18 protein-coding genes and 1 riboswitch are annotated in these 16,872 nt (G+C 61.7%); of the genes, 11 read left to right on the top strand and 7 right to left on the bottom strand.

The genetic code is table 11. From position 1 onward, the window contains the following. Position 1: 1 nt before the first annotated feature. Both GVL52_RS13275 and GVL52_RS13270 read left to right on the top strand, forming a co-directional pair. Positions 2-1,825 (top strand): ABC-F family ATP-binding cassette domain-containing protein, encoded by a 1,824-nt coding sequence (locus GVL52_RS13275; protein ID WP_160007761.1) that lies wholly within the window; start codon positions 2-4, stop codon positions 1,823-1,825. Positions 1,826-2,076: 251 nt separating this feature from the next. Then, the gene (locus GVL52_RS13270) at positions 2,077-2,697 is read left to right on the top strand and encodes a DUF5666 domain-containing protein (protein ID WP_160007759.1); all 621 of its coding nucleotides are present in this window, start codon (positions 2,077-2,079) and stop codon (positions 2,695-2,697) included. 18 nt (positions 2,698-2,715) lie between these two features. On the opposite strand, the gene GVL52_RS13265 is transcribed toward GVL52_RS13270, so the two are convergent. Next, positions 2,716-4,545, bottom strand: coding sequence for an ABC transporter ATP-binding protein/permease (locus GVL52_RS13265; protein WP_160007757.1), 1,830 nt, complete (start codon positions 4,543-4,545; stop codon positions 2,716-2,718). A 151-nt stretch (positions 4,546-4,696) separates the two neighbouring features. Continuing rightward, a riboswitch (SAM riboswitch) is annotated at positions 4,697-4,774 on the top strand. 35 nt (positions 4,775-4,809) lie between these two features. Between GVL52_RS13265 and metA the strand changes: the two genes are divergently transcribed. The 7 genes from metA (at position 4,810) to GVL52_RS30400 (ending at position 10,500) form a co-directional block, all read left to right on the top strand. Next, positions 4,810-5,733: a homoserine O-succinyltransferase gene (metA, locus tag GVL52_RS13260; protein WP_160007755.1), complete on the top strand. Its 924-nt coding sequence runs from the start codon at positions 4,810-4,812 to the stop codon at positions 5,731-5,733. 139 nt (positions 5,734-5,872) lie between these two features. Beyond that, positions 5,873-6,895 (top strand): aldose epimerase family protein, encoded by a 1,023-nt coding sequence (locus GVL52_RS13255; protein ID WP_160007753.1) that lies wholly within the window; start codon positions 5,873-5,875, stop codon positions 6,893-6,895. A 128-nt stretch (positions 6,896-7,023) separates the two neighbouring features. Further along, positions 7,024-7,797 (top strand): GntR family transcriptional regulator, encoded by a 774-nt coding sequence (locus GVL52_RS13250; RefSeq protein ID WP_160007751.1) that lies wholly within the window; start codon positions 7,024-7,026, stop codon positions 7,795-7,797. After that, on the top strand, positions 7,794-8,825 hold the full coding sequence (locus tag GVL52_RS13245; protein WP_160007749.1) for an SIS domain-containing protein: 1,032 nt from the start codon (positions 7,794-7,796) through the stop codon (positions 8,823-8,825). The genes GVL52_RS13250 and GVL52_RS13245 overlap by 4 nt, the downstream gene beginning before the upstream one ends. After that, entirely contained in the window at positions 8,825-9,976 is a 1,152-nt protein-coding gene (gene nagA, locus GVL52_RS13240; protein ID WP_160007747.1) for an N-acetylglucosamine-6-phosphate deacetylase, read from the top strand. Before GVL52_RS13245 ends, nagA begins: the two co-directional genes overlap by 1 nt. A gap of 140 nt (positions 9,977-10,116) precedes the next feature. Next, positions 10,117-10,251: a hypothetical protein gene (locus tag GVL52_RS31180; RefSeq protein ID WP_280179101.1), complete on the top strand. Its 135-nt coding sequence runs from the start codon at positions 10,117-10,119 to the stop codon at positions 10,249-10,251. A 96-nt stretch (positions 10,252-10,347) separates the two neighbouring features. After that, entirely contained in the window at positions 10,348-10,500 is a 153-nt protein-coding gene (locus GVL52_RS30400) for a hypothetical protein (RefSeq protein WP_200847813.1), read from the top strand. Positions 10,501-10,555: 55 nt separating this feature from the next. Here GVL52_RS30400 and GVL52_RS13235 read toward each other — a convergent pair whose 3' ends face one another. Further along, the gene (locus GVL52_RS13235; protein WP_160007745.1) at positions 10,556-11,281 is read right to left on the bottom strand and encodes a beta-ketoacyl-ACP reductase; all 726 of its coding nucleotides are present in this window, start codon (positions 11,279-11,281) and stop codon (positions 10,556-10,558) included. 64 nt (positions 11,282-11,345) lie between these two features. Beyond that, positions 11,346-12,527 (bottom strand): acetyl-CoA C-acetyltransferase, encoded by a 1,182-nt coding sequence (locus tag GVL52_RS13230; protein WP_160007743.1) that lies wholly within the window; start codon positions 12,525-12,527, stop codon positions 11,346-11,348. Between the two features lie 236 nt (positions 12,528-12,763). On the opposite strand from GVL52_RS13230, the gene phaR reads away from it, so the two are divergent. Next, the gene (gene phaR, locus GVL52_RS13225) at positions 12,764-13,342 is read left to right on the top strand and encodes a polyhydroxyalkanoate synthesis repressor PhaR (RefSeq protein ID WP_160007741.1); all 579 of its coding nucleotides are present in this window, start codon (positions 12,764-12,766) and stop codon (positions 13,340-13,342) included. A 60-nt stretch (positions 13,343-13,402) separates the two neighbouring features. Here the strand turns inward: phaR and GVL52_RS13220 are convergent, their stop codons facing one another. The 4 genes from GVL52_RS13220 to GVL52_RS13205 form a co-directional block, all read right to left on the bottom strand. After that, on the bottom strand, positions 13,403-13,810 hold the full coding sequence (locus GVL52_RS13220; RefSeq protein ID WP_160007739.1) for a hypothetical protein: 408 nt from the start codon (positions 13,808-13,810) through the stop codon (positions 13,403-13,405). 145 nt (positions 13,811-13,955) lie between these two features. Continuing rightward, positions 13,956-14,141 (bottom strand): 50S ribosomal protein L32, encoded by a 186-nt coding sequence (rpmF, locus tag GVL52_RS13215; RefSeq protein ID WP_148183836.1) that lies wholly within the window; start codon positions 14,139-14,141, stop codon positions 13,956-13,958. A gap of 156 nt (positions 14,142-14,297) precedes the next feature. Next, positions 14,298-14,945, bottom strand: coding sequence for a glutathione S-transferase family protein (locus tag GVL52_RS13210; RefSeq protein ID WP_160007737.1), 648 nt, complete (start codon positions 14,943-14,945; stop codon positions 14,298-14,300). 116 nt (positions 14,946-15,061) lie between these two features. Next, a complete protein-coding gene (locus GVL52_RS13205; protein WP_200847812.1) occupies positions 15,062-15,808 on the bottom strand; it encodes a transglycosylase domain-containing protein in 747 nt (248 codons plus the stop codon). A 134-nt stretch (positions 15,809-15,942) separates the two neighbouring features. Here GVL52_RS13205 and GVL52_RS13200 point away from each other — a divergent pair, with 134 nt between their 5' ends. Further along, positions 15,943-16,854: a polyprenyl synthetase family protein gene (locus GVL52_RS13200; protein ID WP_160007733.1), complete on the top strand. Its 912-nt coding sequence runs from the start codon at positions 15,943-15,945 to the stop codon at positions 16,852-16,854. Positions 16,855-16,872: the final 18 nt, after the last annotated feature.

The following is a 16,872-nucleotide window of genomic DNA, read 5'->3' as shown; positions in this document are numbered from 1 at the left end:
GTTGGCGCCTCCCATTCTGAAACTTGACGATATCCTCCTGAGCTTTGGCGGCGCGCCGCTGCTGAACGGCGCTTCCCTGCAGGTGGAGCCTGGCGACAAGATCTGCCTGGTCGGCCGCAACGGCTCCGGCAAATCGACGCTGCTGAAGATCGCAGCCGGCATGGTCGAGGCGCAATCCGGCGAAGTCTTCCGGCATCCCTCATCGACCGTGCGCTATCTCGAGCAGGCCCCGGATTTCGGCGACTTCAAGACTGTGATGGCCTATGCCGAAGCTGGTCTCGGGCCAGGAGACGATCCCTATCGCGTCACCTATCTTCTGTCGCATCTCGGCCTGACCGGCGAGGAAGACCCGAGGAACCTGTCGGGCGGCGAAGCTCGCCGCGCAGCCCTTGCCCGCGTTCTCGCTCCCGAGCCCGACATCCTCCTGCTCGACGAGCCGACCAACCATCTCGACCTGCCGACCATCGAATGGCTGGAAGGCGAGCTGCAGAAGAACCGCAGTGCTCTCGTCGTGATCTCGCATGACCGTCGCTTCCTCGAAAAGGTCTCGAATGCCACCGTCTGGCTCGACCGCGGCACCTCGCGCCGCCTCAGCCGCGGCTTTGCCCATTTCGAAGCCTGGCGCGATCAGGTTCTCGAAGAGGAGGAGATGGAGCAGCACAAGCTCGGCAAGGCGATCGAGCGCGAAGAGCACTGGCTGCGCTACGGCGTTACCGCGCGCCGCAAGCGCAACATGCGCCGCCTCGGCGAATTGCAGACCATGCGCTCCAGCTACCGCGGCCATAAGGGGCCGCAGGGCTCCGTGCAGGCCACCGCCTCCGACGCGCAGGAATCCGGCAAGCTCGTCATCGAGGCCGACAAGATCACCAAGACCTATGGCGACCGCCCGATCGTCACGCCCTTCTCCATCCGCGTCCATCGCGGCGACTGCATCGGCCTCGTCGGCCCGAACGGTGCCGGCAAGACCACGCTGCTGAAGATGCTGACCGGCCAGTTGAAGCCCGACAGCGGCAAGATCAAGCTCGGCACCAATCTGGAGATCGCCACGCTCGACCAGAAGCGCGAGGACCTCGATCTCGAGGACACGCTGGCGCATTACCTGACCGACGGCCGCGGCGACAACCTGCTGGTCAATGGCGAGCAGCGCCACGTCACCGGCTACATGAAGGAATTCCTGTTCCAGCCGGAACAGGCCCGCACGCCGATCAAGAACCTCTCGGGCGGTGAACGCGCCCGCCTGATGCTGGCCCGCATGCTGGCCCGTCCCTCCAACCTTTTGATCCTCGACGAACCGACCAACGATCTCGACATCGAGACGCTGGACCTGCTGCAGGAAGTGGTTGCCGGCTTCCCCGGCACCGTCATCCTCGTCAGCCACGATCGCGACTTCCTCGACCGCACCGTGACCTCGACCATCGCGCCCGCCGTTCCTGATGCGCCGGATGGACGCTGGATCGAATATGCCGGCGGCTATTCCGACATGCTGGTGCAGCGCAAGGGCGCTGCCGACGAGCGCCGGAAGGCGGAGAAAGCCGAGAAGGCGAAGACGCCGGACACCACGCCCGCAGCGGATGCGCCGAAGACCAAGGGCAAGCTGTCTTTCAAGCAGAAGTTCGCGCTGGAGAACCTGCCCAAGGAGATGGCCAAGGCCGAAGCCGAAATCGCCAGGCGCGAGGAAAAGATGGCCGACCCCAAGCTCTTCACCAAGGACCCCGCCACCTTCAACCGTCTCGCCGCCGAGATGGAAAAGTTCCGCGACAGCATCGTGAAGATGGAAGAGGAATGGATGGAACTCGAGATTCTCAGGGAAGAGATGGAGGGCTGATAGAGCCCTCACGCTTCAGGAATCTGCGCCTCGACGCCAGCCCTGGCATGTGAAATCCTCCTTGCCTGTCAATCGAACCGCTCGAACGGTTATGGACCGGTTCGAGATACCGTCACTGGATCACTCCCACAGCGAAATAGTTCCCTGCTAACCCCTGAAAACCTCTCACGTTTCATTGATTAGCCAGCGCTGAAGCGGCGTGCCTAATCTCTCGCCGAACAGCCGATCCCCCCGGCTGCAAGGAGAGTACCATGCACCATTCCCTGAAAACCACGGCAGCGGCCGCACTTGCGGCAGGCATGCTGATCGTCGCATCGCAGGCATCGGCAGCCGACGCCCAGCGCGTTCGCGTACGTGGCGACATCACCAGCCTGACCGGCGATACGCTTGTCGTAAAGACCCGCGAAGGCACCGACCAGACGATCACGTTGAAGCCGGACTGGAAGGTCGGCGGAATCAAGAAGGCGTCGGTCGAAGACATCAAGCCCGGCGATTTCGTCGGCATCGCGTCCCTGCCCAAGGCTGACGGCGGCGATGGCGCGCTGGAAGTGCTGATCTTTCCGGCGGCCATGAAGGGCACCGGCGAAGGCAATCGCCCCTGGGACCTGAAGCCGAACAGCAGCATGACCAACGCGACCGTCGCCAAGGCGGTCAAGTCTGTCGATGGCCACAGCGTGACGCTGACCTATCAGGGCAAGGAAAAGACCATATCGATCGCCAATGATACGCCGATCGTCACCTTCACCTCGGCTGGCAAGCCGGATCTGACACCGGGCGCCCACGTCATCGTCATGGGCGAGAAGGCAGCCGACGGCACGGTCTCGGCAGCCCAGGTCACGGTCGGCACCAACGGCATCGTCCCACCGATGTAAGTCGGCCGATCAAATCTGTCAGAGCGCAGGCGCCGGAGCATTCGGCGCCTTTTCTGCGACCTTCGGCTCTTCGGGCTTTGCGACCAGCGCTTCCAGATGCAGCACGCGGGGATGGAACGCGTCCACATAAGCCTCGGAACGGCCGATATAGATCATCGTGGCGTCCGGCATCGTCTTCAGAACCTCGATCATCGTCGCCTGCCATTCAGCCTCCATGCCCTCAAGCACTTCATCGAACACCATCCACTGCGGCCGCACCAGCAGCAGCCGGGCAAAGCCGATCGCCCGTTGCTCGTCGGAATCGAGCAGCTTGTCCCAGCGCGCGCGGGTATCGAGGCGGGCAACGAGGTTGTGCAGTCCGGCTTTCTCCAGCGCAGCCACCACATCGTCGTTCTTGTAGGTGTCTGAAGGTTCAGGGAATGCCAGTGCCTCGCGCAGCGTGCCGCCGGGGATATAGGCCGATTGCGCCACGAACAGCATGTCGTCGGTTGGCGGCAGGCCGATCTTGCCGTCGCCGCAGGGCCAGAGCTCCGACATTGCCAGGAACAGGAGCTTGCGGTTCACATTGTGATCGCCGTTGATCATCACCTTCTCGCCGGCCTTGATGGTAACGCTGCCCTCTTTCAGCCGGAAGCCGCCGCACTGGTCGATCTCCTCGTCCATCTTGGTTGCTATGGTGACATTCTCAAGCGTCAGCGTGCCGGGCGCGCTGCGCTCGTAGGCAATCTTCTCCTTGAGATCGATATCGTCGCCCATCGTCGTCAGCGCCTGGCGGAAATCGGTGACGCGCATCAGCGTCGCACGCCATTCGGCGATCGGCCCGAAGTTGGAGACATACCACCGCAGCGCCGTATTCACCTGGTTGAAGGCGCCGACCGACATCATCAGCTGGCCGAAGGTGAGCCCGCCTGAGAAATAGGCTGGTGCCGCCACGATGATCGGGATGACCACGACCAGCCAGCCATAGCCCGCCGAAACCCAGGTCAGATTGACGTTGGCCATCGCCAGCCGCTTCAGAACGGCGAGCACCGCGCTGATATCGGTGTTGATCCGCCCGCGCTCGTTTTCTTCGCCGCGTGCAGCGGTAATCGCCGGGATGTTCTCGTTGGCATGCATCAGCGCAAAGCGCAGCTCCGCCTCCTTGGAGAAGCGGTCGGCATTGAGCTTCACCAGCTTGCGGCCGACAAGCTGGCTGAGCACGGAAGCCGACGCCGCATAAAAGATCGCCGCCCAGACCATATAGCCCGGGATCGAAAAGCTGTGCTCACCGAAGCGGAAGACAAAGCCGCTGGAAAGCTCCCACAGCACGCCGATGAAGCTGACCAGCAGGATGGTGGATTGCACCAGGCCAAGCACGAGCCCGGTGGTGCTTTCCGCCAGATTGCGGGCATCCTCATGCAGGCGCTGGTCCGGATTGACGCCGATCAGCCCGCTCGAAGCAAGGCGCAGCGCCCGCTTGCGCTGCAGCCATTGATCGACCAGATCGCGGGTCAGCCCCTCGCGCATGTAGAGCGCCGTCATCTGGTTGAACCAGGACTGCACCACATTGAGCAGCAAAAGCATGCCGGCAATCATCGCGAAAATCTTCAGCTGATGGAAGAATTCCGGCAAATCGCGCCGCGCGATGCTGTCGTAGAACGGCGCATTCCACTGGTTCAGGATAACGGTGGCGTAAGCGGTGGCCAAAATGACGGCGATCAGCGCCGTCGATAGAACCAGAACCCGTCCACGCACCCTGGAATGCCAGAATGCCGAGAACATCACCTTAAGCCGGAAGACCAGACTGAGATCGTAACCCACCCGGTCCTGCCCCTGAAGGCTCGGCCTACCTTTGACGTCATCTGCCATTATACTTCCTTACGCGGTCTATCCTACCTGAATAACATTGTGACTCAGCCTGTCCAGCAACAGATTCTAGCGCGTATTAATGCGCAAGTTACCTTGCCAGAATGGACGAGCGTCTTTCGGTGATTGATTCGTAGCCCGACTGGCGCTATTTAGAGCACTCCGTGGTGATTTGGCCGGCCGGCTTGCAGCCACGTTAAAGAAGTTGCTAAAGGGCCGCGTGCGGACCGATAGCGATATATTCGTATTTTTCATCGAGTGACCGCTATGCCGATCAAGATCCCCGATACCCTGCCCGCCTTTGAAACCCTGGTTCAGGAAGGTGTGCGCGTGATGACCGAGACGGCCGCGATCCGTCAGGACATTCGCCCGCTGCAGATCGGCCTTCTCAATCTCATGCCGAACAAGATCAAGACCGAACTGCAGATGGCGCGCCTGATCGGCGCCTCGCCGCTACAGGTCGAGCTGTCGCTGGTCCGCGTCGGCAATCACAAGGCCAAGAACACCTCGGAAGACCATCTCTTCTCCTTCTACCAGACGTGGGAAGAGATCAAACACCGGAAGTTCGACGGCTTCATCATAACGGGTGCGCCGATCGAGACGCTTCCATACGAAGACGTCACTTATTGGCAAGAAATGCAGCAGATTTTCGACTGGACCCGGACCAACGTCCATTCGTCGATGAACGTCTGCTGGGGCGCCATGGCCGCCATCTATCATTTCCACGGGATTCCGAAGCACGAATTGAAGGAAAAGGCATTCGGCGTCTACCGCCACAACAACCTCAAGCCATCATCGGTCTATCTCAACGGCTTCTCGGATAATTTCGAGATACCCGTTTCACGCTGGACCGAAGTGCGCCGCGCCGACATCGAGACATCCGAAAGCCTCGAGATCCTGATGGAATCGAGCGAGATGGGCGTGTGTCTTGTGCATGAGCGCAAGGGCAACAGGCTCTACATCTTCAACCATGTCGAATACGACTCCACCTCGCTGGGCGACGAGTATTTCCGCGATGTGAATGCCGGCGTGCCAATCAAGATGCCGCATAACTATTTCCCGCACAACGACCCGTCGATCGCCCCGCAGAACAGGTGGCGCAGCCATGCCCATCTGCTGTTCGGCAACTGGATAAACGAGATCTACCAGACGACGTCGTATAATCTCGAAGAGATCGGCGAGGACGGCTGAAGCCGCTTCATCAGCACCGAAAGACGCCGCTGCCCATCGCCAGCGGCGTTTCTTTTTTGTGCCGCGGCGGTTGCGGTTGCAGGCGAATGGGGGCAGGTTCCCTGCCGAAATCAGAGATCGACATACGGGAGGAATTTTGATGACGGGCGAATTGAAACGCGACGTATTCGGCACGACCAAGGCGGGCGAAACCGTCCATCGCGTCGAAATCACCGGCGGCGGGCTGACCGCGAACGTGATCACCTGGGGCGCCGTAATCCAGGATCTGCGCCTTGAAGGTCATGATGCGCCGCTCACCCTCGGCTTCGACGATTTCGACAGCTACCCTGCCCATTCCCCCTATTTCGGCGCCACACCCGGCCGCGCCGCCAACCGCACCGGCGGTGGCAAATTCACGCTCGACGGCAAGGACTACCAGCTCGATCTCAACGAGAACGGCGTCACCCATCTTCACGGCGGCTTCGACAACATTGCCGTGCGCAACTGGACGATCGTCGAGCACGAAGCCGACCGCGTCGTGCTTAAGATCGTCGATGCCGACGGCCGCGGCGGCTATCCCGGCAATTGCACCATCCTTGCCACCTACCGGGTGCATGGCGATGGCGAACTCTCCGTCACTTACGAAACGACAAGCGACCAGCCGACCATCGCCAATGTCTGCCAGCACGCCTACTTCAATCTCGATGGTCGCGACGATACACTCGGCCACGATATCATGATCGCCGCCGACGGCTATCTGGTGACCGATGAGCGGCAGATCCCGACCGGCGAAGTGAAGCCCGTTGACGGCACCGCCTTCGACTTTCGCGAGATGGCGCCGATGAAGCGCTTCGAGGACGGCGAACAGGCGCTCTACGACCACAATTTCTGCCTCTCCCCAGAGCGCACTGCCAAGCGCTCCGTGGTGCTGGCCCGCAGCCTGCATTCCGGCGTTTCTCTGGAGGTCCGCACCACCGAGCCCGGCGTCCAGTTCTACGCCGCCTTCAAGCTGAACGTGCCGGTGCCCGGCATCGGTGGCCGCAAGTACGGCCCCTTCGCCGGCTTCTGCCTGGAAACGCAGATCTGGCCCGACGCCATCAACCACGAAGGTTTCCCGAACGCCGTTCTGCGCCCCGGAGAAGTGCTCCGCCAGGACACGGATTACATTTTCTCGAAGAACTGAAACTCGTCGCTGGAGATCAGTGATAGTCACCATCCTTGATGTCATCAAACCCTCGCAGACCTCTGCGAGGGTTTTTTCATGCAGACGGCCTCTTGCAATTGGTTCCAGATAGGTTCTATTTATAAGTCATGGATAGAACCAGTCTGATAGCAGAGATCGATGCCCGCGGCCTGCGCGACACCGCGCGCAGCGGCCCTCTGTATCGCCGTCTTGCGCAGGCGCTGACCGGCCTGATCCAGGAAGGACTGCTGAAGCCGGGCGCTGCACTTCCGAGCGAACGCGATCTGGCAGAAGCGCTGAAGATCGGCCGCGTCACCGTTCGCACGGCTTACCGCGATCTGCTGAACGCAGGCACGCTCGAATCGCGCCACGGCAGCGGCACCTTCGTGTCGGCCAGGGTTGAACGCATGGAGCAATCGCTCTGGCGTCTCTCCTCCTTTTCTGCCGACATGCGTTCCCGCGGCCGCGTTCCCGCCGCCAGGATTCTATCGCGCACCATCAACACCCCCTCGCCCGAGGAAGCCTTTTTGCTCGGCCTCGGCATCGATGAACGCGTGCTGCGCCTCGACCGCTTGCGCTTGGCCGACGGCCTGCCGCTCGCCATCGATCGCTCGGTCGTGCCCGTAAAATTCCTGGGCGAGAACGGCGGCGGCGAAGGCTCGCTCTATGACGCATTGACGGCAAGCGGCCACCGGCCGGTGCGCGCACTACAGAAGCTGTCGGCCGTGACACTCGATCCCTCGTCGGCGGCAGCCCTCCACGTCAAGCCGGGCGCCCCGGCGCTTCTGATCGAACGCGTTTCGCGTCTGGAGGACCAGCGCGTCGTTGAATACACACGCTCGCATTACCGCGGTGATGCTTATGATTTTGTTGCAGAATTGAGAATTGGAGACGACCTATGAGTGAAACCCAGTCACTGATGTTGCAGGAAGCCGGCCAATCGCCTGACGTGGTCGCAACATTGCTGCAGAAGGAAAAGCCGGTTTTCGACGAAATCGCCCGGCTGTTTTCGAAGAACACCCCGAGCGTCGTCACCACCGCCGCCCGCGGTTCGTCCGATCACGCCGCCACCTTCTTCAAATACCTGTTCGAGATCACCTGCGGCGTGCCCGTCGCCTCCATCGGCCCGTCGATCGCCTCGGTCTACGGCGCGCCACTGCACCTGGAGGGCGGCATCCACTTCACCGTGTCGCAGTCCGGTGCCAGCCCTGACATCGTTGCCCTGCAGGAGGCCGCCAAGCGCGGCGGCGCCACGACCATTGCCGTCGTCAACGTCACCGACAGTCCGCTGGCCAGGCAGGCAGACATTGTGCTCGATCTCAATGCCGGCGCTGAAAAGAGCGTTGCTGCCACCAAATCCTTCATCGCCTCGGCTGCAGCCCTCTCCGGCGTCACCGCCGCCATCGGCGCCAAGGCCGACCTGCAGGTCGCACTTGAAAAGCTTCCGGAAGCGCTCAGCGCCACCACGGGCATTGATACGCTGGCCGCTGAAGACGTGCTTTTCAACGCCACCTCGCTCTACACCGGTGGCCGCGGCCCGGCCTTTGCGATTGCCCTTGAAGCAGCGCTGAAAGCCAAGGAAACCTCCGGCCTGCACGCCGAGGCCTTTTCGCTCGCAGAACTCATGCACGGCCCGATGCGCCTGGTGCAGCCGGGCTTCCCGATCATCGCCTTCGCGCCCGACGATGCCGCCTACACCAACAATATCAAGGCGCTGGAGCGTCTGCAGAAGCTCGGCGCCACCACGGTCCCGTTCTCGACCCAGCCGCTCTCCGGCATCAATCTGCGGGTGCCCACGACGGGCAACGGCCTGCTCGATCCGCTGGTCTCGCTGCTGGTCTACTACCGGATGATCGAGAGCGTCACCCGCCGCAAGGGCTTCGACCCCGACAAGCCGGCCAACCTGCTGAAGGTCACGGAGACGCTCTGATGTCGCGCAAGATCTTCTCCGGCGCCCGCATCTTCGACGGCGAGCGTTTCCATGACGACAAGGCGCTGGTTGTCGCTGACGGCCGCGTCGAGACCATCGCCGCGTTGAACCACCTTCCCGAGGGCGAGGCGATCAGGCTCGACGGCGGCATCCTCTCGGCCGGCTTTATCGACGCGCAGGTCAACGGCGGCGGCGGCCGCATGCTCAACGACGCGCCATCGCCGGCATCGATGTACACCATCGCCGAGGGACACCGCCCCTATGGCACCACCTCGCTGCTGCCGACGCTGATCACCGATACGGCCGACGCCACAGCCGCCGCCATCGAGGCCGCCAGGCAGGCGGTCCAGGCCAACCGCGGCGTCGCCGGCCTGCATCTGGAAGGCCCGCATCTGGCACCCGCCCGCAAGGGCGCGCACCTGGCCGAACTGATGCGCCCGGTCGAAGACGCCGACGTCAAGGCACTTGGCGAGGCCGCCCAGGCAATCGGCACGCTGCTGGTCACGATGGCAGCCGAGCAGGTGACAGCCAGGCAGGTGCGCCAGCTCAGCGAAGCCGGCATCATTGTCAGCATTGGTCATTCCGATTGCTCCAGCGAGGCGGCGGAAGCACGTTTCGATGCCGGCGCCCGCGGGGTCACCCATCTGTTCAACGCCATGAGCCAGCTCGGCCATCGCACGCCGGGACTGGTCGGTGCAGCGCTCGACCACCCGGCCGTCTGGTGTGGCATCATCGCCGATGGCCACCATGTCGATCCCAAGGCACTGCGCACGGCGCTCAGGGCCAAGCGCGGCGAGGGCAAGCTGTTCTTCGTCACCGACGCCATGTCGCTGGTCGGCTCCGCCGAGAACAGCTTCACGCTCAACGGCCGCACCGTGCGCCGCGAGACCGGCGGCTTCTGCTCGAAGCTGGTTCTATCGGACGGCACGCTGGCCGGCTCCGACGTCGATATGGCCTCGGCCATCCGCTATGGCTTGACCTATCTCGACCTGTCGCTGTCCGAAGCGCTCAGGATGGCGACGATCTATCCGGCACGGTTCCTCAAGATCGAGGACCGCGGCAGGCTTGCGCCCGGCCTGCGCGCCGATCTCGTGCATATGACGGATAGGATCGAGGTCAAGCAGACCTGGATCAACGGCGAGGCTGCGTGACCACGTCACTCCGATTGTCAATGCATCATTGACAATCGGTTGCCAAAGCCCGGCCTATCCGGAGGCCGGCAGCAGGCTCATATTCTCCTCATGAACAGCGCCGGCGGCGACCTCGCCAACGCGCTTGAGAGGACACGTCCATGGCTCAGATCATCCTGAATTCGGCAGCCGCCATCCTGCTCGCGGCAGCCTTCGTCACCACTTTAGCTGCAGCGCTTCGCTCGCAAAACCAGGCGCTGCAGAAGGTGCGCGTCCGGGTCAGAAACCGGCAGTAACCGAACGGTTGAATGACCGAATAATTCCTCGAATTTGCCCCAATATCGACACCGGTCAGGAGCAGGAATGCGCGACCGGCCTTGGGAGAGAATGAAATGACCAAAATCATCGGCGCAGCAGCGATCCTGACGATTGCGCTCGCCACTTATGCGGCTTCGATCAATCCGTATGAAACACGCAAAGCCCCGCATGAGCAGTCGCAGCAGACCAATGCCCGCGACATCGAACACACGGCTTCCATCCGCTAGATCGATTGAAGGAAAGCGCCACCCGCGCTTTCCGAAATGTGCATCAGAGCAGATCCTAGACGAACAGCTGTCCGCCATTGGCGCTCAGCGTCGAGCCGGTGATGAAGCCGGCATCGTCCGAGACCAGAAATACCACGCAGCGCGCAATCTCTTCCGGTTCGCCGAGACGCCCGACGGGGATCTGCGGAATGATCCGCTCGTTCAGCACCTTTTCCGGCACCGCCAGCACCATCTCGGTACCGATGTAACCGGGGCAGATCGCGTTGACGGTGATGTTCTTGGCAGCCCCTTCCTGAGCCAACGCCTTGGTGAACCCGAGATCCCCCGCCTTCGCCGCCGAATAGTTCGCCTGTCCCATCTGGCCCTTCTGGCCGTTGATCGACGAGATGTTGACGATCCGCCCGAAGCCACGCTCGCGCATGCCGTTCCACACCTGGTGCGTCATGTTGAACAGACCGGTGAGATTGGTGTTGATCACGTCGTGCCATTGCTGTGGCGTCATCTTGTGAAACATCGCATCGCGGGTGATGCCGGCATTGTTGACCAGAACGTCGATCGGGCCGATATCGGCCGCGACCCGCGCCAGGCCTTCGGTGCAGGCGGCATAATCGGACACATCCCACTTGAACACCGGAATGCCGGTTTCAGCGTGGAAGGCCTGGGCCGCCTCGTCATTGCCGGCATAGTTTGCGGCAACCTGATAGCCGGCAGTCTTCAACGCCACTGATATTGCCGCGCCTATGCCACGCGTACCGCCCGTCACAACAGCTACTCTGCTCATGTTCCGCTCCCATTGTAAGGCTCCGCTATCCCCGGAGCTCAACCAGACATGTAATGCAGGCTATCTAAAGCGCCTCGAAGCACATGGCCACACCCATGCCGCCGCCGATGCACAATGTCGCAAGTCCCTTCCTGGCGCCGCGACGCTTCATCTCGAACAACAGCGTGTTGAGCACGCGCGCACCCGACGCACCGATCGGATGGCCGATAGCGATCGCGCCGCCATTGACGTTGACGATCGAAGGGTCCCATCCAAGATCCTTGTTGACCGCGCAGGCCTGCGCCGCAAACGCTTCGTTGGCCTCGATCAGATCGAGATCCCCGACCGACCAGCCGGCCTTCTCCAGCGCTTTGCGTGAGGCCGGGATCGGCCCGGTGCCCATCACCTGCGGATCGACGCCCGCGGTCGCCCAGGAAACGATCCGCACCAGCGGCTCGATGCCGCGTCGCGACGCCTCCGCCTCGGTCATCAGCACGGCGGCAGCCGCGCCGTCGTTGAGGCCGGATGCGTTGGCAGCCGTCACGCTGCCCTCCTTGTCGAAAGCGGGGCGAAGCTTCGCCATCGCCTCCATGGTGGCGCCGTGGCGGATATATTCGTCGGCATCGACGGTGACATCGCCCTTGCGACCCTGGATGATGTAGGGAATGATTTCGTCGGCAAAGCGCCCGGCCTTCTGCGCCGCTTCCGCCTTGTTCTGCGACGACACGGCAAACATGTCCTGCTCTTCGCGCGAAAGCTGCCACTGTCGCGCGATATTCTCGGCCGTCACGCCCATGTGGTAGCCGTAGAAGGCGTCGGTCAGGCCGTCCTTGATCATCGTGTCGACCATCTTCATGTCGCCCATCTTGGTCCCGCTGCGCAGATGCGCTGCATGCGGCGCCATCGACATCGATTCCTGGCCGCCGGCAACGATGATCCTGGCGTCGCCGAGCGCGATCTGCTGCATGCCGAGCGCAACAGCACGAAGTCCGGAGCCGCAGAGCTGGTTCAAGCCCCAGGCCGTTGCCTCCTTCGGCACGCCGGCCTTCATCGCCGCCTGCCGTGCCGGGTTCTGTCCCTCTCCCGCCTGCAGCACCTGCCCAAGGATCACCTCGTCCACTTCTGCAGGATCGACGCCGGCGCGCTCCAGAGCGCCCTTGACCGCAGCCGCCCCGAGCTCATGGGCGGGAACGGTCGCAAAGGCACCATTGAACGAGCCGACCGCGGTGCGGCCGGCGCCGGCGATGACGATAGACGGATTGGACATGAAGACCTCCTCAACAGCTCCACCACATATAGGTTGAAACTGACAAAGCTTCATCCCCGAGTCAAACGCCAACCGAGCATCTGCGAATTTTCGAAAGAACTTACGTGGGCCAATTATGACCGCCGCAAAAGGCAGTTGCCGCATCGCACAAAGAGATTGTCACCGGGCTTCTTTTGCGTCTACACTCCCAAGTGGAGGAATTTCAATGACAATAAGACGGGCTTCGGGAGACTCATATGGCGAAGAATGAGGGTCAGATCGCAATCAAGAAATACGCCAATCGCCGCCTCTACAACACGGGCACCAGCACCTATGTGACCTTGGAAGACCTGGCGGAGATGGTGAAGAAGGGGGAGGATTTTACTGTACAGGACGCCAAGAGCGGCGACGACATTACCCATCAGGTCTTGACGCAGATTATCTTCGAGCAGGAATCGAAGACCGGCAATACGCTCCTGCCGATTTCATTTCTGCGCCAGTTGATTACCTATTACGGCGATCAGATGCAGATGGTGGTGCCGAGCTTCCTCGAGCACTCGATGCGCGCCTTTACCGAGCAGCAGGTGCAGATGCGAGAGCAGGTGACCCGCGCCTTTGGTGAAACGCCGCTGACCAAGAACCTCGCACTGCCGATGCAGATGGTCGAAGACCAGGTGCGCCGCAACACCGAGATGTTCCAGCAGGCGATGCAGATGTTCTCGCCCTTCAAGGCGCCGACGGCAGCCGCCAAGGAAGGCCGCAAGGCCGAGGCCAAGGATATCGACGAACTGAAGGAACAACTGCGCGCGCTTCAGAGCAAGCTCGACAGCCTCTGAACCATCGTCATTGCTTCAGCATCTCTTCGGCCGCAACGGCTCGAAGAGATGCACCGCACCTCAAAGCCCGATCGACACATCGCGTCCGGCACTGCGGATCGACACGGCAAAGCCGCCGATCACATCGATCAGCGCAATCGTCAGCAAAATGAAGAAGACCTGCGTCGCTGCATCCTGAACGAGCAGAAACTCGACCAGAAAGCCGATAAAAACAAGCATCGACAGCATGTGGTTGACCAGACTGCCACGGGAATTGTTGGTTGCCCTCAATATCTCGAAGAACAACACGACCAGCGCCACGACGATGAACAGATCGCCGAGCGACATGCTCCACATCGCACCTGAAATCATCGAGAGAACAAGCAGATCATTGTGCAGGGCTGGCAGGCCGCCACTGCCCATCAATCCAGCCATTGCCAGATTGTAAAGAATGAAAGGTATGACCATCAGCGGAATAGCATTGAACATCTAGAAGATTCTCCCTCGACGGAAGAATAGTGCCGTAGATCGCTGTGTCACTTCAAGACGTCAAACAATATATTGTCGCTGAAACGCAAAAGGCCGGCACATGGCCGACCTTGCAAATTCCGCTGAAGCAGAACGCACAAATAAATTATGCGCTTTCCTTCGGTGTCAGAACCTGACGACCGCGATACATACCGGTCTTCAGATCGATATGGTGCGGACGGCGCAGTTCGCCGGAGTTCTTGTCTTCAACGTAGGTCGCAGTCTTCAGCGCGTCAGCAGAGCGGCGCATACCGCGCTTGGACGGGCTTGTTTTTCTCTTCGGTACAGCCATTTTTGTTACTCCACTTCACAGGCGAACACATCCAACAGCCAGAATGGCGGCCGAAACGACGTGTCGCGATTTCGGAAATTTTGCGCGCTTATACATGCCTTGAAGGGGCTTGACCAGTCCCCAGCTTTATTTTTTGAGATTCAGATAAATCTCGGATCAGGCCTCGTCTTCCTCGACGATCCAGGGCTCGGCGCGCGCCGCGTCTTCCCAGGCTTGCCAGGCAGGATGAGCCTTGATCGCAGCCATATAGCTCAATGTATCGCCCGTTGTCACGAGATCATATGTCTCGAAGCGATTGACGACCGGCGCAAACATCGCATCGGCGGCGGAAAACCCGCCGAACAGGAAGGGGCCGCCGGAATGCGCCCGCAGATCCCGCCAGATCGTCTCGATCCTGGAGACATCGGCCATCACGCCGTCGGCCAGCACGATCTTGCTCTTCGGTCGGCGAATATTCATCGGGCAGGCTCCGCGCAGCGCCCGGAAGCCCGCCAGCATCTCCATCGACACCGCACGCGCCACAGCCCGCTTGTCGCGCTCCTTTGGCCAGAGAGCCGCTTCCGGATAAAGCTCGGCGACATATTCGATGATCGCCAGCGACTGCCAGACACGCGTGCTGCCATGCTGCAGCAACGGCACCTGGCCGGTCGGCGAAAATTCCCTGAAGCGGGGATTGCCGGCCGCCATATCGAAGGGCACCAACACCTCCTCAAACGGTACGCCGGCCGCAGTCATCGCGATCCACGGGCGAAACGACCAGGAGGAATAGTTCTTGTTGCCGATATAAAGCGTCAGTCTGTCCAACGGATCTTTCCTCTTGCGTGGCTCCCGTCAACGGGCAGCCGATGGCGGGAATGGGATCATATGTCGAGCCACCAATGCCAGACGAGACCGGCCATCACCAACGACATCTGCTGATATCAATCATAAATGCATCTGATGTATTCGCCCGAGCTGCGCGCCCGCCGCTCGATGACCGCGGCAAGCCGGCGCAGGCCACGGCCCGGCTTGCCGGCATTCCGGTCGATCGGATTGGGCAATGAGACGGCGAGCAGTGCCGCCTGACGGCTGGTGAGCTTGGACGCCGGCACCTTGAAATGATAGCGCGCCGCAGCCTCGATACCGTAGATGCCCGGCCCCCATTCGGCGATGTTCAGGTAGATCTCCATCAATCGCCGCTTCGGCAGCACGAAATCGGCCGCCACCGCCAGCGGCAGTTCCATCGCCTTGCGCACGAAGGAACGGCTGTTCCAGAGGAACAGGTTCTTGGCCGTCTGCATCGGGATGGTGCTGCCGCCGCGCGTCGACTTGCCGCCGAGCGTATCGGTGACCAGCATCCGCATCTCACCCCAATCGACGCCGCCGTGGAAACAGTATTGCCCATCCTCCGACATCATCACCGACTGCACCAGCACCGGCGCGATATCGTCGATCGACACCCACTGCCGGTCGTACCCGCGAAACAAGGCCAGATCGCGCAGCATCAGCGTCGAGACGGGATGGATGAATGGCAGCAGATAGAGGAAGATCAGCACATAGGGCAGAGCCAAAAGGGCGGCGACCGCCAGAACAATACGCATCATCAACGAGCGCCCCTTCAGCCAAACAAAGGCGCGCCGGTAAATCGGCACGGCCACGCTGTCGTCTCTCTCCGGCGCTATGTCCAATTCCCTGACCCAGTATCGTTCCCTTACCCTCCATACCGCCTGCAAACTGCCATTGCCAGACACAATGGAAATCTTGGGCGCCCCATCGACAATTCCGTTGCAAGCCAAAGCCCGCTCATGCCAAACAACCGGGCATGGACGCGCATTTTAAAACATTCGAAAGCCGACTGGCAGCCAACGCCCGCGAGATCGAAGCCGTGCTCGACACGCTTCTCTCGCAACGGGTTCTGGACGACGAGATCATCAGGCCGGAGCGGCTGCGCTCCGCCATGCATTACGCCGTGCTCAATGGCGGCAAGCGCCTGCGCCCGTTTCTGGTGGTCGAAACATCGACCATGCTTGGCGGCAACAGGGACGCGGCACTGCGGATCGGCGCGGCTCTCGAATGCGTCCACTGCTATTCGCTGGTTCATGACGACCTGCCGGCCATGGACGACGACGATCTGCGCCGCGGCAAGCCGACCGTTCACATCGCCTATGACGAGGCGACAGCGATTCTCGTCGGCGACAGCCTGCTGACCTATGCCTTCGACATCATCGTCTCGACCGAAGCGCTTGACGAGGCGAGCAAGCTGGCGCTGATCCTGGCGCTGGCCCGCGCCTCCGGCATCGGCGGCATGGCAGGCGGACAGGCGCTCGATCTCGCCGCAGAGAAACAGGCGCCCGACGAGCAAGGCATCATCACCCTGCAGGCGATGAAGACCGGCGCGCTGATCCGCTTCGCCTGCGAGGCCGGCGCCATCGTTGCCGGCGCATCGGCAGCCGACCGCGCAACCCTGCGCCGCTTCGGCGAGCGCATCGGCCTCGCCTTCCAGCTGGCCGACGACATGCTCGACCTGACCGCCGACAGCGCCACCATGGGCAAGGCAACCGGCAAGGATGCGGGCCGCGGCAAGGGCACGCTGGTTGGCCTGCACGGCATGGCCTGGGCCGAAGCGACGCTTGAGGCTCATGTGCGCGAGGCGGAAGCCCTGCTGCAGCCTTACGGCGACCGCGCAGCCGTTCTGGCCGATACGGCCCGCTTCATTGCCGAGCGCAAGAGCTGAAAAAGCGTCACCGGGACA

This window comes from Rhizobium sp. 18055 (assembly GCF_902706285.1).
In the GTDB taxonomy this organism is placed as follows: Bacteria; Pseudomonadota; Alphaproteobacteria; order Rhizobiales; family Rhizobiaceae; genus Rhizobium.
The sequence above is the reverse complement of the archived record's forward strand: the minus strand, read 5'-3'. Positions and strand labels throughout refer to the sequence as shown.

Bases quoted from the DNA above. Each gene is read 5' to 3' on its own strand.
- GVL52_RS13270 (WP_160007759.1), top strand. From the start codon at position 2,077: ATGCACCATTCCCTGAAAACCACGGCAGCGGCCGCACTTGCGGCAGGC.
- GVL52_RS13265 (WP_160007757.1), bottom strand. From the start codon at position 4,545: ATGGCAGATGACGTCAAAGGTAGGCCGAGCCTTCAGGGGCAGGACCGG.
- metA (WP_160007755.1), top strand. From the start codon at position 4,810: ATGCCGATCAAGATCCCCGATACCCTGCCCGCCTTTGAAACCCTGGTT.
- GVL52_RS13255 (WP_160007753.1), top strand. From the start codon at position 5,873: ATGACGGGCGAATTGAAACGCGACGTATTCGGCACGACCAAGGCGGGC.
- GVL52_RS13250 (WP_160007751.1), top strand. From the start codon at position 7,024: ATGGATAGAACCAGTCTGATAGCAGAGATCGATGCCCGCGGCCTGCGC.
- GVL52_RS13245 (WP_160007749.1), top strand. From the start codon at position 7,794: ATGAGTGAAACCCAGTCACTGATGTTGCAGGAAGCCGGCCAATCGCCT.
- nagA (WP_160007747.1), top strand. From the start codon at position 8,825: ATGTCGCGCAAGATCTTCTCCGGCGCCCGCATCTTCGACGGCGAGCGT.
- GVL52_RS31180 (WP_280179101.1), top strand. From the start codon at position 10,117: ATGGCTCAGATCATCCTGAATTCGGCAGCCGCCATCCTGCTCGCGGCA.
- GVL52_RS30400 (WP_200847813.1), top strand. From the start codon at position 10,348: ATGACCAAAATCATCGGCGCAGCAGCGATCCTGACGATTGCGCTCGCC.
- GVL52_RS13235 (WP_160007745.1), bottom strand. From the start codon at position 11,281: ATGAGCAGAGTAGCTGTTGTGACGGGCGGTACGCGTGGCATAGGCGCG.
- GVL52_RS13230 (WP_160007743.1), bottom strand. From the start codon at position 12,527: ATGTCCAATCCGTCTATCGTCATCGCCGGCGCCGGCCGCACCGCGGTC.
- phaR (WP_160007741.1), top strand. From the start codon at position 12,764: ATGGCGAAGAATGAGGGTCAGATCGCAATCAAGAAATACGCCAATCGC.
- GVL52_RS13220 (WP_160007739.1), bottom strand. From the start codon at position 13,810: ATGTTCAATGCTATTCCGCTGATGGTCATACCTTTCATTCTTTACAAT.
- rpmF (WP_148183836.1), bottom strand. From the start codon at position 14,141: ATGGCTGTACCGAAGAGAAAAACAAGCCCGTCCAAGCGCGGTATGCGC.
- GVL52_RS13200 (WP_160007733.1), top strand. From the start codon at position 15,943: ATGGACGCGCATTTTAAAACATTCGAAAGCCGACTGGCAGCCAACGCC.